Origin of the sequence: Denitratisoma sp. DHT3, from assembly GCF_007833355.1 — a bacterium.
GTDB lineage: Bacteria > Pseudomonadota > Gammaproteobacteria > Burkholderiales > Rhodocyclaceae > Denitratisoma.
This window is the reverse complement of sequence record NZ_CP020914.1, coordinates 769,160-783,759: the sequence shown is the minus strand read 5'-3', so window position 1 is coordinate 783,759 and position 14,600 is coordinate 769,160. Positions and strand designations below refer to the sequence as shown.

Here is a 14,600-nt window from a genome sequence, read left to right as displayed (position 1 = left end):
ACCAGCTCGACTGTTTGACTTGCCGTTTCAATTTGTTGTTTCACGTCAATGAAACGACCCGATGCGCTTCAGGTCACTGAAGTTGAACCAGATGAAGAAGGCCTTGCCGACGATGTTCCGATCGGGAACGAAGCCCCAGAAACGGCTGTCCTGGGAGTTGTCCCGGTTGTCGCCCATCATGAAGTAGTGTCCCGGCGGCACCTCGCAAACCACGCCTTCGCTATTGTAGTGGCATCGATCCCGGTACGGGAATTGAGCGGCCTGGACCACGAACGGCGGCACCTCGGACGGCGCGTCGTCGGCGACCAGGATCGAGTGCTCTGCCTTGCCCAGTTGCTCGACGTAGCGCGGCGTGTAGTAGAGCTTGTCCTTGTCCAGATAATCCTCCACCTTGCGGGTCGCCACTTCCTTGCCGTTGATGGTCAGCCGCTTGTTGAGGTAGGCGATCCTGTCGCCCGGAACGCCGACCACCCGCTTGATGTAGTCCAGCGACGGATCGACCGGCCAGCGGAACACCATCACGTCGCCGCGCTGCGGCGTGTTCAGCTCGACCACTTTCTTGTTGATCACCGGCAGGCGGATGCCGTAGGTGTATTTGTTCACCAGGATGAAGTCGCCCACCAGCAGCGTCGGAATCATCGAGCCCGAGGGAATCTTGTAGGGTTCGACCACGAAGGAGCGCAGCAGGAACACGACGATGATGATGGGGAAGAAACTGGCGCCGTATTCCACCCACCAGGGGTCCTTGGCGCCCGCCGGCCGTTTTTTGCGGAAGACGTACTTGTCCGCCAGCCAGAGCGCGCCGGTGGCGATGGAGAGCAGGAACAGGATCAGGGCGAAGTTCATGATGACGAAATTCCGGAATTGAGGGCTGGGCGCCGACGCGCCTTACTTGTCGGCCACGCGCAGCACGGCGAGGAAGGCCTCCTGGGGGATTTCCACCCGGCCCACCTGCTTCATCCGTTTCTTGCCGGCCTTTTGCTTTTCCAGCAGCTTCTTCTTGCGCGTGATGTCGCCGCCGTAGCACTTGGCCAGCACGTCCTTGCGCATGGCCCTGACGTTCTCCCGCGCCACGATGGTGGAGCCGATCGCCGCCTGGATCGCGACTTCGTACATCTGGCGCGGGATCAGCTCGCGCATCTTGGCCGCCAGTTCGCGTCCCCGATAGGCGGCGTTGGCGCGGTGCACGATCACCGACAGCGCATCCACCTTCTCGCCGTTGATCAGGATGTCCAGCTTCACCACGTCGGCGGCGCGATATTCCTTGAACTCGTAGTCCAGCGAGGCATAGCCGCGCGAGACGGACTTCAGCTTGTCGAAGAAGTCCATCACCACCTCGGCCATCGGCATGTCGTAGGTGAGCTGCACCTGGCGGCCGTGGTAGGCCATGTTCACCTGGGTGCCGCGCTTCTGCTCGCACAGGGTGATCACCGCGCCCAGGTAGTCCTGGGGCACGAAGATCTTGGTGGTGATGATGGGCTCGCGGATCTCCTCCATCTTCTGCGTCTCGGGCAGCTTGGAGGGGTTCTCCACCTGGATCACGGTGCCGTCGCGCATCACGACTTCATAGACCACGGTCGGCGCGGTGGTGATCAGGTCCTGGTCGAATTCCCGCTCCAGGCGCTCCTGCACGATCTCCATGTGCAGCAGGCCGAGGAAGCCGCAGCGGAAGCCGAAGCCCAGCGCCTGGGACACCTCGGGTTCGTATTGCAGCGAGGCGTCGTTGAGTTGCAGCTTTTCCAGCGCGTCGCGCAGGCCGTCGTACTGGTTGGCTTCCACCGGGTAGAGGCCGGCGAAGACCTGCGACTTGATTTCCTTGAAGCCCGGCAGCGCCTCGGCGGCCGGCTTGTCGGCCAGGGTGACGGTGTCGCCCACCTTGGCGGCCTTGAGTTCCTTGATGCCGGAGATGATGAAGCCCACCTCGCCGGCGTTGAGTTGGACGCGCGACTGGGACTTGGGCGTGAACACCCCGACCTGATCGCACAGATGGGCCGCGCCGGTGGACATCAGGCGGATCTTGTCCTTGGCCTTGAGGCAGCCGTCCACCACGCGCACCAGCATCACCACGCCGACGTAGTTGTCGAACCAGGAGTCGATGATCAACGCCTTCAGCGGCGCCTTCGAATCGCCCTTGGGCGGCGGGATGCGGGCGATCACCGCCTCCAGGATGTCGTCGATGCCCATGCCGGTCTTGGCCGAACAGGGGATGGCGTCGGTGGCGTCGATGCCGATCACGTCCTCCACTTCCTGCCGCGCGTTGTCCGGATCGGCCTGGGGCAGGTCCATCTTGTTCAGCACCGGCACCACCTCGACGCCCAGTTCGATCGCGGTGTAGCAGTTGGCCACGGTCTGGGCCTCGACCCCCTGGGAGGCGTCCACCACCAGCAGCGCGCCTTCGCAGGCGGACAGGCTGCGTGAGACCTCGTAGGAGAAATCCACGTGCCCCGGGGTGTCGATCAGGTTCAGGTTGTAGACCTCGCCGTTCCGCGCCTTGTAGCTCAGCGCCGCGGTCTGCGCCTTGATGGTGATGCCCCGTTCCCGTTCCAGGTCCATGGAGTCGAGCACCTGGGCCTCCATCTCGCGGTCGGAGAGGCCGCCGCAACGCTGGATGATGCGATCGGCCAGGGTGGACTTGCCGTGGTCGATGTGGGCGATGATCGAAAAGTTGCGAATGTGGTCCATCGGAGCAATAAAAAAGGCGCTTTTTCAGCGCCTTGCGAGGCTAGCAGAGGGGCGGAATTCTAGCGGAAAGAGGCCAAATACTCACGCACTTTGGCCTCGTCGAGGAAGTAGTGGCAGAGTTCGCGCCCGCCGCCTTCCAGCACCGGCACCCGTTCGTCGTAGCGAGCCTCCAGCGCCGGATCGGCATCCACGTCGACCACCCGGACCTCGAACGGGTGCTGGTCGCGCAAGGGTTGCAGCGCGGCCAGCATGTCGTCGCACAGATGGCAGTAGGTTCTGCCGTAGAGCGTCAGCAGCGGCTTACTTGGACTCACCGAAGCCCCGGATCGACAGGAAGGTCTGGTTGTCGCCGCGCTTCACCAGCAGGGTGAAGGTGGCCGTCTTGTCGAGATTGGACAGCAGGCCGTTGAACTGTTCGACGGACTTGATCTCGGTCTGCACGCCCTTGACGATCAGGGCCAGGATCACGTCTCCCGGGCGCAGTTCGCTGCGGGCATTGCGCACGTCCTCGACCACCACGCCATGGGCCACGCCCAACTGCTTCCTTTGCTCGGCGCCGGGTTCGGAGAGCAGCAGGCCGAGGCGATTGACCGCCGGCTCCATCGACTTGCCGCGCTGCCGGCCGCCGCGACCGGCTCCGGGTTTGTCCTCGTCGATCATTTCGCCCACCGCGACGGTCAGGTCGCGGGTTGCTCCCTTGCGCCAGACCTGGATCGGGGCCTTGCTGCCGGGCCGTGTGGAACCGACGATGCGCGGCAGGTCGGCCGACTGATTGACCGGCTTGCCGTCGAACTTGAGGATCACGTCGCCCTCCTCGATGCCGGCCTTGGCGGCCGGACCGCCGCTTTCGACCTTGGCCACCAGCGCGCCCTGGGTTTTTGGCAGACCGAAAGACTCGGCCAGCTCCCGCGTCATGTCCTGGATCACCACGCCGATGCGGCCGCGGCTGACCCGGCCGTGGGCCTGCAACTGCGCCTTGACCTCCATCGCGATGTCGATGGGAATCGCGAAGGAAAGGCCCATATAGCCGCCGGAACGGGAATAGATCTGGGAATTGATGCCGACCACCTCGCCCCGCATGTTGAACAGGGGACCGCCCGAATTGCCCGGATTCACCGCCGCGTCGGTCTGGATGAAGGGCACATAGTTCTCCTGCGGCAGCGAACGGCCCTTGGCGCTGACGATGCCCGCCGTCACGGTGTTGTCGAGCCCGAAGGGCGAGCCGATCGCCACTACCCATTCCCCGACCTTCAGTTTGTTGGGGTCCCCCAGCTTCGCCACCGGCAAACCGCTGGCCTCGATCTTGATCAGGGCCACATCGGTGCGCCGGTCGGAGCCCAGCACCTTGGCCTTGAACTCGCGCCTGTCGGTCAGGCGGACCACCACTTCGTCGGCATCGGCCACGACGTGGGCGTTGGTCAGAATGTAGCCCTCGGCGCTGACGATGAAACCCGAACCCAGCCCCTTGTTCTCGAACTCCCGGGGCGTTCCGGGCATTCCCGGCGTGCCCCGGGGAAAGCCGAAGCGGCGGAGAAAGTCGAACATCGGATCGTTCTCATCGAACGGCATGCTACCGGGATGATTCTTGATCACCTGGGTGGTGCTGATATTGACCACCGCCGCTCCCTGCTTTTCCACCAGATCGGTGAAATCGGGCAGGTCCCGCCCTTGCGCCGAGGCGCCCGTCCCCAGGAAGGCCATGCAAGCCAGCCCGAAGGAAACCATCAATCGTTTGATCATGTTCGGTTTTCCTCTACCTAGAATCTATGCCGTCACTGTTTGAAACGAATCGACAACTGCCCGTCGCCCGCCTGTTCCCAGCGTCGCCGACCGCGGCGCAGCAGCATCAGGCCAAGCCCCAGGCCCGCCAGCGCTCCCACGGCCGCGCCGCCATCGCCAGCCCCCGTCGCCGTCGCCAGCCAGGCGCCGCCAAGGGTCAACAGCGCGCAGAGGCCGTACGAGGCCAGCGCCGCCTTGAGCAGGATTCCTTCCGGAACGCTCAGCAGCACCTGGTCCCCGACCCGGGCCCGGATGGAATTGGGGACCCGGTATTGACGCACCGCGCAGGCCGAAGTTCCACCCATCACGCCGCCGCACCCGCCCGCCTCGTGACAACGCCCGCAGCCCTGCATGCGCGCCACGTCGACGATCGCCATATCGGCATCCAGGCCGGAAACCACCGCCTCGACCATGCTCATTTCCTGCGCACCTCGACGCCGTCCGCGAGTTTGACCAATGTCGCGAGGGGCACATCGCCCATCGCCATCAGGAGATGATCGGCCAGCAGACGTTTGTAGACATTGACCGTCCCCATTGCAAAAGCCCCTGTTTCGGGCTTGGGCCGAGCGTTGTCGAGCGGTTCGATGAACAGGGACACGGCGGCCAGACCATCGGAAAACACCAGATGCGTGATCGAATGCCCGTCGCGCGGCGATTGCCGCTTCATTCCCGAGATTTTCACGAATCCCGGCAACTGGGCGCGGAAGGTCCAGTTGCTGTCCTCCATCGACATTTCGCGGGAACGGATGTCGTGCACCCGCCATTCGCCGTTCTGGAACTTGGCGTGGGCCTTGAGTGAATCCCGGGGCACGGGGCCGCCGATATGCACTTCGGTGAAGGCAAAGCTCTCCCGAGGGTTCCCCTGTTCGTCGAGCAGGCTGGCCTTGAGCATCAGGCCACTCTGCGTTTCGATCCAGAACTGCCGGCGGTAACGCAGCTCGTCCTTGGGCTCGACGACGATGGACTGCGCGTCGAAACCGGCAATCCGCCCCGGAGGTCCGCGCCGCACGCTGTAATAGTCGGTCAGGCCGACGATGCCTTCCGGCAATAGCGCCGCGGGGAAACTGCGCTGCCCCTTGCTGCGTTCCAGAACCAGCAGACGCTGGTCAGGGATGTAGCACTTGATCTCGTCCCCTTCCCGCACCACCTCGCGCGGACTGCCGTCCAGGGCCTCGATCCGCTCCAGCTCGCGGCCGTTCTCCATGACGTGGGCGATTCTCGAGGCTTCCGAGCGATCCCCCCCTTGATATACGAATACGCCGCTGTAACTGAGCTTGCGCGTCGAGCTGGCGCCCCTCTGCAGCCATTGCAACGCGTCGGGAACCGTATCCGCCGCGGCATTGGCCAAGCCCGAGAGTCCCACCAGACCAACCAGGACCCAACGCCGGACCATCATTTATTTCCCCGCGCCGGCATCGCCATAGGAGACGGTGCGGATCTGGTGGGCGCCACTGTTGAGGTGCAGGCTGGCGCTCAATGCCTGGTGGGCGATCAGATATTCCTGCATTTCAGCCGATGGGGCCTGGACCGCCAACGTCGGTACCGCCGGCGTCTTGGTTGAAACGGTGGAACGTGCCAGGAGCGGACGATCCTCCTGCGGCGTCGCCAGCGCCAGCCAGCCCACCACCGCCACCCCGGCGAGCGAAGCCGCCACGGCCAGGGCCGGCCCGGCGCGATGGCGGCGGGTGCGCGGCGCCAACACGGTCGGCTCATCCGCGAGCCGCGCCATCACGTCGGCGGTGAAATCCACGTCGAGCCGTTCATCGCCCCGGAGGGCATCGCCAATCAGGAAGTAGATGCGTGCCGCCTCGCGGGCGTCCATCTGGCGGTGCGAATCCGCGATGACCGTCGCGGACTCCTCAACATCCAACTCGCCATCCAGCAGGGCTGAAAGTCGTGTCTTCATCCTTACCACCTCCTATTCGGCGCCGTCTCGAGCAAGGGGCGCAATTCCTTGGCAATCACTTCTCGTGCCCGGAAAATCCGGCTGCGTATCGTCCCGATGGGGCAGTTCATCACTTGGGCAATTTCCTCGTAGGCCATCCCGTCGATCTCCCGCAGCGAAATGGCGGTGCGCAGATCATCGGGCAGACGCTCCATGGCCCGATTCACCGTCTCGGCGATCTGCTTCGACATCAGCACCCTTTCCGGCGTGTTCACATCCCGCAGCAGATCGGCGCCTTCATAGGTTTCCGCCTCGTCGCTATCCACCGCAGCGGTCGCCTTGGCGCGCTGCCCCTGCGAGGCAAGCCAGTTCTTCGCCGTATTGACGCCGATGCGATACAGCCAGGTGTAAAACGCGCTGTCGCCGCGAAAATTGGGCAAGGCCCGATAGGCTTTGATGAATGCCTCCTGCGTCACGTCTTCCGCCTCACCTGGGTCACGCACCAGGCGTGACACCAGCCTCAGCAACTTGCGCTGATACTTGGCCACCAGCAGCCCGAAAGCCTGCTTGTCGCCTGCCTGAACGCGCTCCACCAGCGCCTGATCCGCCTCGCGGTCTCCCATTTCACCTGTACGTTCGTGCGATCCTCATGGACCGGCCCCGAAGTATACCTCCCGGCACCCTGCACCGCTCCGACCGCAGGTCGGCATCAGTCACTCGCAAGGAAGACAGGCCGCGGCGCGGATAGTTCCAATGGGATCAAGGTCATTCGGCAGTGGTATATTCGCCCGGCCATGAATTCCTCGTCCCACGCCCATTTCGACGTTCTGATCCTCGGCAGCGGCCTTGCCGGTCAGTCCCTGGCGCTGCGCCTGGCGGAAAGCCACCGGGTTGCCCTGGCGACCAAACGCTGTCTCGACGACTCGGCCTCCGCCTGGGCCCAGGGCGGGATCGCCGCCGTGCTCGATGAAACCGACTCCATCGACAGCCATATCGAAGACACCCTGATCGCCGGCGCCGGCCTGTGCGATCCGCTGGCCACGCGCTTCGTGGTGGAAAACAGCCGGCGGGAAATCGAGTGGCTGATCGACCAGGGCGTGCCTTTCACCCGCGACGACTCCGAATTCGGCTTTCACCTGACGCGCGAGGGCGGCCACAGCCAGCGCCGCATCATCCACGCGGCCGACGCCACCGGCGCGGCGGTGCAGCACACGCTGAGCGGCAAGGTCCGGGCGCATCCCAACATCACGATCCTGGAAAACACCATCGCGATCGACCTGATCACCGGCGGCAAGCTGGGTCGTTCCGACAATCGCTGCTGGGGCGCCTATCTATTGGACATCGCGAATGATCGGGTGATCACCGTCGGCGCCTCGTTCACGGTGCTGGCGGCTGGCGGCGCGGGCAAGGTCTATCTCTACACCACCAATCCGGACACCTCCACCGGCGACGGCGTCGCGATGGCCTGGCGGGCCGGCTGCCGGGTGGCGAACATGGAGTTCATCCAGTTCCACCCCACCTGCCTGTATCACCCCAAGGCCAAGTCCTTCCTGATCTCGGAGGCGGTCCGCGGCGAAGGCGCCCTGCTGCGCCTGCCCGACGGCACCCGCTTCATGCCGGACCACGACCCGCGGGCGGAGCTGGCGACCCGCGACGTGGTGGCGCGCGCCATCGACTTCGAAATGAAGCGTCATGGCCTGGATTGCGTATTCCTCGATATCACCCACAAGCCGGCGGATTTCCTGAAGAGCCATTTCCCCAACATCCACGCCTACTGCCAGGGACTGGGCATCGACATCGCCCGTGAATGGATCCCGGTGGTGCCCGCCGCCCATTTCACCTGTGGCGGCGTCGTCACCGACCTGGCCGCCCGCACCGACATCGAGGGGCTCTACGCCATCGGCGAAACCGCCTGCACGGGCCTCCACGGCGCCAACCGGCTGGCCAGCAACTCCCTCCTGGAATGCCTGGTGCTGGCCAAGGCCGCGGCCGCCGACATCCGCCACCAGCCGCTGGCGCCGGTGCCGGCGCTTCCCCTCTGGGACGAAAGCCGGGTCACCGACGCCGACGAGGAAGTGGTGATCTCCCACAACTGGGACGAACTGCGCCGCTTCATGTGGGACTACGTGGGCATCGTCCGCACCAACAAGCGCCTGGAGCGGGCCCAGCACCGCATCTGCCTGCTGGAGGACGAGATCGACGAGTACTACGCCAATTTCCGCGTCAGCAACGACCTGATCGAATTGCGCAACCTGGTGCTCACCGCCCATCTGATCATCCGCAGCGCCCAGCAACGCAAGGAGAGCCGGGGCCTGCACTACAGCCGGGACTACCCCGACACGCTCGCCACGGCCAGCAACACCGTTCTGTCGCCGCCAGGGTTTTGAGATTCCCGCCGGTGCGGCTTGCCAGCGGTCATCTCACCACGCATTCCTTCTTGTCCTGTCCCTGTTTTTCCTGCTTTTCGTCCTTCTTGCCGTCGTCCTTTTTCTCGTCCTGCTGGGTTTCGTCCTTCGGCGCGGCCTTGTCATCATTCTTGGCCGTCGCATCGCCACCGGAGGGCTTCTGCCCATCGTTGCCGCTGCCGGACTGGAATGAGGGCGGCGGCGTGAAGTTCTTGTTCACGCCCGGATCGGCCGGCAACTGCTGGGGCGGCCCGGCCGGCGGCACAAAACCGAACTGGCCGGCGGTCAGCAGGATGGGCGGCGGTGGCGGCGGCAACGACACGCCGGGCGGGACCGGCGCCGGCGGTGGCGGCGCGACCATCACCTTGCCGTCGATCACATCGACATAGGTGCCATCGGGCAAGCTGCCGCAACTGCCGCCCACGCAGGTGGCGGCGCCGAAAATGGTGCCCCGGATGCCGATCGTGGCGGTCACCGTCTGGAGCCGGTAGGCATCCTGGTTGCCCCGCTTGCCCACCAGGCCGGTGATGGTCCGCAGCGCCCCTTTCAGCAGGCCGAAGACCGCATTGTCCTTCTCCGGCGCCTTCTGATCGAAGTTGAACCTGTCGATCCGCATCTGGCTGTCCGGCTTCAGGGTCACTTCCGCCTGATCGGCGAACTTGATCTTGGCGTAGGTCTTGTCCGCCGTCACCAGCGTGTCGCCCTGCTCCACCGTGGAGGATACCGAGAGTACCCGCCTCGAACCATCGCCCTTGACGGCAAACAGAGGCCCGGAAATATTGGTCACCCGTCCCGCCTCCTCTCCGTGGACGGAGGCCGCCCACAGCGGGAGCATCAGCAACAGCAGCTTAATTGCAGTAAGACGTCGCATTGCTCTCGCTCCCCTGTGTGCCTTCGGATGCAGCTCCGCTCTGCTGACTGTCGGCTTTCTTGTCCTTGTCGTCCTCATTCTTCTTGCCCGAAGGCTGGCCCTGGCCCGAGCCGCTGCCGGAGCCATTGCCGCTTGCAACGCCGAACGGCGCACCGCCGCCGCCACCGCCGCCGGCAAGCTGCTGAGGCTGCGTGGATGAGACCGTGGTTTCCTTCGCGATCGACTGCTCGGTCTGGCTGACCTGGGTGGTAATCGTCTCGACCGTACTGTCGCTGCCACCGCTGCAACCCGTGCTGCCGACCAGACAGGCAAGCTGTTCGATCGTCGACTGGGTCGATGACGGCAGGACCGCGGAGCAGCCGGCCAGACTCGGATTCGTCACACAACTTGCCAGGGAAGGCAACACGACGCTGCAGCCGGCCGTGGTCGGAGCGGTGGTGCAACTGTCAAGCGACGGCAGCACCGCTGAACAACCTGCCGTTGTCGGCGCCGTGGTGCAGGCACTCAGTGTGGGCAGCACGGCGGAGCAGCCGGCGGATGTCGGACTCGTCGTGCAGGTACTCAAAGACGGCAGCACCGCCGTGCAGCCAGCCTGGGTCGGGTTGGCCGTGCAACTGCTCAGGCTCGGCAATACCGCCGTGCAGCCGGCCTGGGCCGGGTTGGTCGTGCAACTGCTCAGGCTCGGCAATACCGCCGCGCAGCCGGCCTGGGTCGGGTCGGTCGTGCAGCTGCTCAGGCTCGGCAGCACCGCCGTGCAGCCGGCCTGAGCCGGGTCGGTCGTGCAACTGCTCAGGCTCGGCAGCACCGCCGTGCAGCCGGCCTGGGCCGGGTTGGTCGTGCAGCTGCTCAGGCTCGGCAGCACGGCTGTGCAGCCGGCCTGGGCCGGGTTGGTCGTGCAGCTGCTCAGGCTCGGCAGCACCGCCGTGCAGCCGGCCTGGGCCGGGTTGGTCGTGCAGCTGCTCAGGCTCGGCAGCACCGCCGTGCAGCCGGCCTGGGCCGGGTTGGTCGTGCAACTGCTCAGGCTCGGCAGCACCGCCGCGCAGCCGGCCTGGGTCGGGTTGGTCGTGCAACTGCTCAGGCTCGGCAGCACCGCCGTGCAGCCGGCCTGAGTCGGGTTGGTCGTGCAGCTGCTCAAGGTTGGCAGCACCGAGGTGCAACCGGACAATGCCGGATTCGCTATGCATGCATCCAGTGTCGGGGGCGGCGGGGTTGTTGCTCCACCGCCTCCACTACTCGGAGCCACGAAATTATCTGCACTGCCGCTTGTCAGAATCAGGCTGCTGCCAACAACGGCGGGAGTTCCACCAAATCCCGGGGTACTGAAAAAACCCATATTGCCTGAAGTCGTCGCGGTTGCCTGCGTGCCGTTGAACAACACCTTGCCCGCAGCGCTGGTGAAGGTCAAATGGGTAGTCGTTGGCTGTGTCGGAGAAACATAAGCCTTGAACGAACTGGGGGCAGTGAAGGCGATATCTCCGCCCAGGGTGAGATAAACATCGGGATTGCCCTGGAGATAGGAGTCCGCGCTGGTTGCTTTGATGGTGATGCCGCCGCTGGCAGAGAGCGTGGTGCTCCCGCTGTAGACCGATGAGACCTGGGCGCTATCGACGACGATGTCCCCACCATTGTTCGCAATGGTCAGCCCACTTGCAGCCCTTACCGTTCCCATCAATACCAACGACGGTACGCTGGTAGTCACCTCGATCGTGGAGCCAGAAGATTTGAACGCATAACCGAGGTGATCGATCTCATTTGTCGACTGAGTCAGAGTAATCGCCCCGCTGGCGATCGCGTCCAGCATCCCATGGATGGTCGTGCCCGCGGACTGACTGATCGTCGTGCCCCGTAGATTGGAATACATGCCGCCGGGCGCGGTGAAATCACCGGTGAAGGTGATCGGTCCGGACCCGTCGCCGATCAATATCGAGCCGCCGGTGATGCCGCTGCTTGCTGGATTGATCTTCGCCAGGTCCGACTGCGTGATGCTGAGCGCGTCGGAATTGGTCGCGCCTGCGATTTCAATGGATCGCCCCGAGGTCAGCGGCTTGATGTCGACACAACCGGCGCTCCCGCTCGCCGAGCACTTGCCCAGCATGGTTGCGCCGAAAGAGATGTTGTCGGCAATGATGGCCAAGTGATTGCCGGCCGTGACCGGACCGGTACTGGCGATCGTAGGCGCCTTCAGGGTGACGGGACCGGCTCCCGCCGCGACATTGCCACTGATGGTCAGGGTGTCGTCACTGGACAATGCGGTGCCAGCCGTGCTCGCGCAGGTTGTTGCCGGCGGCGTCGCCCCGCACACGGAACTGTCGGAAAGCGCGGTGACGGTCAAATTGCCGGTGTTTCTGATACCGATGCCGTTGGCGTTGCTGGCCGTGTTGGTGGCGCTGAGGGAGGACACGGCGGTATCCAGACTCAACCCGTTCGCGGCATTCACGGTCAGCGTGCTCGCGGTGACGTTGGTTCCCGAAGCGTTCGCATCGATGATGGACCCCGCCGTGGTCAGCGTCACCGTGCCGCCGCTGGCCGTAATGGTCCCCACACTCAGGCCGCCGCTGGTCGTCTCCAGATTGATGGTCTGGCCGGAACTGCTGCTGCTCAGACTGGAAACGCTTAGAGCCTTGCCGTTCTTGAAGGCGATGTTTCCGCTTGCGGACCCTGCCAGCGAATTCACCGAATTGGCGGCAACATTCAGCGCAACCGACCCGGCATTGGCGAGAAGATCGACATGATCCGCAGTGATTGCACCGTCAGTCGTCTGGGTAATGCTGGCTCCCGAAAGGGTCGCGCTGCTGGCGGCGATGATCGGTTTGTCGACAGTCAACGCTCCCGACGCCACGACGATTTCCAGGACTCCCGACGATTCCTGTTTCACGCCGTAACCCAGGGTAACGGTATCGTCGAACGACAACGCACCACTGTTGGCGATCCTGACATCGCCGCTGCCCATATTATGGATGTTGTCGAGTTTTGCGACCTGGGTGCTGACCGCGCCGCTCGCCCCGTCGGTGATGCCGCCAGTGGCGGCCATCTTCAGATTGTTGCCATAGATGGTCTTGCTGGTTTGCACGGAGATGGCGCCGCCGGAGTTGAGCGTGACGTTACCGGTGGTGCCGCTATTTCCTCTGGCATCAATATTCGCCCCACCCAGCGTCATGTAGCCACCCGAAGTGAGATTGATGTCTCCGCCGGCCCCGGTACTGATTGGCGTAGTCGTTATGCCTCGAATCACGACGTTGCCTGTGGCATTGACCGTCACCTGCCCGCCACCCGTGGTGAGTTTGCCGGCGTCAATGGTAGCCATCTGCGGGCTTGAGCCGGTACCGGTTTGCAGCGTAATCGTGCCGCTACCTTGCGTCCTGATCTCGAGATTGCTGGAGTCCGTACTGTTGGCAAGATTGATGCCGATGGTGCCGCTGCCATCTGTCGAAGCGTTGCGCGTGCGCATCGTCAGATTGGAGTTATTGGGCAGTATCAACAGATTGCCAAAGGTACCGGTCGCGCCAATGTAGTCGGTTGCTTCGAGAATGATGTTGGTGCCAGGAGATAATCCTTGGAGTTCCGATTGGTAGATATTGGAAACTCCGGCCGACGTAATGTCGCCATCGGCGAAGTTGACCGTACCGGGTGTCGCACCTCCCTGGAATGTGGTGTTGCCATCCGGGGACGCAGCACCCTCGCCACTCCCACCCACCAATGTGATCGTGGCGGGGTCGAGCAACAACGTGCCACCACGGCCGGCTGCCGCACCGACATCCACTCTCGCGTGATAGTCCAGATACTTCTTGCCCGACGTTTCCACGAAACCACCGTCACCGCCATTGACGCCGCCCTTGGCGGAGATGCTGCCGTAGGCGCGCGTCGTGTCGTCGGCCCAGACGATCACCTTGCCGCCGTCCCCCACTCGGGTCGCATCCGCCCGGATGCGGGCATCCTTGCCGAAATAGGTGACCGAGGCGTTCTGTACCTGGGTGCTCTTGCCCTGGTAGTCGCCGCCGACCAGTATCGTGCCGCCGCCGCTTCGGCCGGAGGCGTCGACCACGGCATTCCCGATCAGCGCCACCTTGTCGCCGAGGACCTGGATGCTGCCGCCCTTGCCTTCGCTGCCGGCGGCGCCGACGGTGCCGGCCACCTGGGTCAGGTCGGCGGATTGCAGGGTGATGTCGCCGCCGGCGTTGCCGTTGGCGGTCGTCACGCTGCCCGCCTCCAGCGAGACCGACTTGCTGGCGCGGAACACGATGCGACCTTGCGCGTCGGTTCCCGCCGTGTCGGCCGAGATGAGCCCCTTCTGCTGCAACACCGCGCCAAAGAGGCCGGTGCGGCCCGCTTCGGTGACGATCTGCCCCAGGTTGACGGCCTTGTCGGCCGGTGCCGAAACCACCACCTGGATATCCGGGCGGCCGGCCTCCACCAGTTGCACCTTGCCGCCGGCGGCGAGGATCACCTCGCCCTGAGGGCTGCGGATGATGCCGGCGTTCTCGATGTCCGGCGCCACGAGGTAGATCGCGCCGCCGCTCGGTGTTTGCAGCACGCCTTCGTTGCGGATGCCGCCGGCCACGGCGCCAGCCTCGAAGTTGAGCCGGCCGGCGAGGAAGTCCTTGTCCGAGATGTTGAGGGTGGAGGCGATCAGGCCCTGGGTATCCACCCGGGCGCCGGGGCCGAAGGCGATGCCGTTGGGGTTGATCAGGTAAACCCGGCCGTTGGACTGCAAGGCGCCGAGGATCTGCGAGGCGTCCGGTCCCGTGACCCGGTTGAGAACGGCGGAAAGATTGGTCTGCTGCAGGAAGCGGGCGGTTTCCAGCGGAGCGACCGAGAAGCTCTGCCAGTTGATGATGGTGCCGGGGACGTTGGTAATGCTCAGGGTGTTGCCGCTCTGGCTGAACGTCGCCGAACCGGCCACCACCTGGGGCGCGACGGGCAGCGCCCTGGCCAGGGGGGCGGCGAAGCAGGACGCGATCGCCAGGGCCATCAGGCATGG

Annotated in this window: 11 protein-coding genes; 1 reads left to right on the top strand and 10 read right to left on the bottom strand. The window is 64.6% G+C overall.

Annotated features, from left to right (window positions below; all coding sequences use genetic code 11):
• Positions 1 to 45: 45 nt before the first annotated feature.
• From lepB to rpoE, 8 genes are read right to left on the bottom strand one after another with little or no spacing between them, the layout of a single operon-like run.
• On the bottom strand, positions 46 to 846 hold the full coding sequence (gene lepB, locus B9N43_RS03490) for a signal peptidase I (RefSeq protein ID WP_145840950.1): 801 nt from the start codon (positions 844 to 846) through the stop codon (positions 46 to 48).
• A 42-nt stretch (positions 847 to 888) separates the two neighbouring features.
• Complete coding sequence (gene lepA, locus B9N43_RS03485) at positions 889 to 2,682, bottom strand: translation elongation factor 4 (protein ID WP_145840949.1); 1,794 nt, start codon at positions 2,680 to 2,682, stop codon at positions 889 to 891.
• Between the two features lie 59 nt (positions 2,683 to 2,741).
• Positions 2,742 to 2,996, bottom strand: coding sequence for a glutaredoxin family protein (locus B9N43_RS03480; RefSeq protein ID WP_145840948.1), 255 nt, complete (start codon positions 2,994 to 2,996; stop codon positions 2,742 to 2,744).
• Positions 2,983 to 4,422 (bottom strand): DegQ family serine endoprotease, encoded by a 1,440-nt coding sequence (locus B9N43_RS03475; protein WP_145840947.1) that lies wholly within the window; start codon positions 4,420 to 4,422, stop codon positions 2,983 to 2,985. The genes B9N43_RS03480 and B9N43_RS03475 overlap by 14 nt, the downstream gene beginning before the upstream one ends.
• 32 nt (positions 4,423 to 4,454) lie before the next feature.
• On the bottom strand, positions 4,455 to 4,880 hold the full coding sequence (locus B9N43_RS03470; protein WP_145840946.1) for a SoxR reducing system RseC family protein: 426 nt from the start codon (positions 4,878 to 4,880) through the stop codon (positions 4,455 to 4,457).
• On the bottom strand, positions 4,877 to 5,857 hold the full coding sequence (locus tag B9N43_RS03465; RefSeq protein WP_145840945.1) for a MucB/RseB C-terminal domain-containing protein: 981 nt from the start codon (positions 5,855 to 5,857) through the stop codon (positions 4,877 to 4,879). The genes B9N43_RS03470 and B9N43_RS03465 overlap by 4 nt, the downstream gene beginning before the upstream one ends.
• Entirely contained in the window at positions 5,858 to 6,367 is a 510-nt protein-coding gene (locus B9N43_RS03460) for a sigma-E factor negative regulatory protein (protein WP_145840944.1), read from the bottom strand.
• A 2-nt stretch (positions 6,368 to 6,369) separates the two neighbouring features.
• A complete protein-coding gene (gene rpoE / locus B9N43_RS03455; protein ID WP_145840943.1) occupies positions 6,370 to 6,969 on the bottom strand; it encodes an RNA polymerase sigma factor RpoE in 600 nt (199 codons plus the stop codon).
• 171 nt (positions 6,970 to 7,140) lie between these two features.
• On the opposite strand from rpoE, the gene nadB reads away from it, so the two are divergent.
• Complete coding sequence (gene nadB / locus B9N43_RS03450) at positions 7,141 to 8,733, top strand: L-aspartate oxidase (protein ID WP_145840942.1); 1,593 nt, start codon at positions 7,141 to 7,143, stop codon at positions 8,731 to 8,733.
• Between the two features lie 28 nt (positions 8,734 to 8,761).
• Here the strand turns inward: nadB and B9N43_RS03445 are convergent, their stop codons facing one another.
• On the bottom strand, positions 8,762 to 9,538 hold the full coding sequence (locus B9N43_RS03445; protein ID WP_186453963.1) for a FecR domain-containing protein: 777 nt from the start codon (positions 9,536 to 9,538) through the stop codon (positions 8,762 to 8,764).
• A gap of 61 nt (positions 9,539 to 9,599) precedes the next feature.
• The gene (locus tag B9N43_RS03440; RefSeq protein ID WP_186453962.1) at positions 9,600 to 14,591 is read right to left on the bottom strand and encodes a beta strand repeat-containing protein; all 4,992 of its coding nucleotides are present in this window, start codon (positions 14,589 to 14,591) and stop codon (positions 9,600 to 9,602) included.
• Between the last annotated feature and the right edge of the window lie 9 nt (positions 14,592 to 14,600).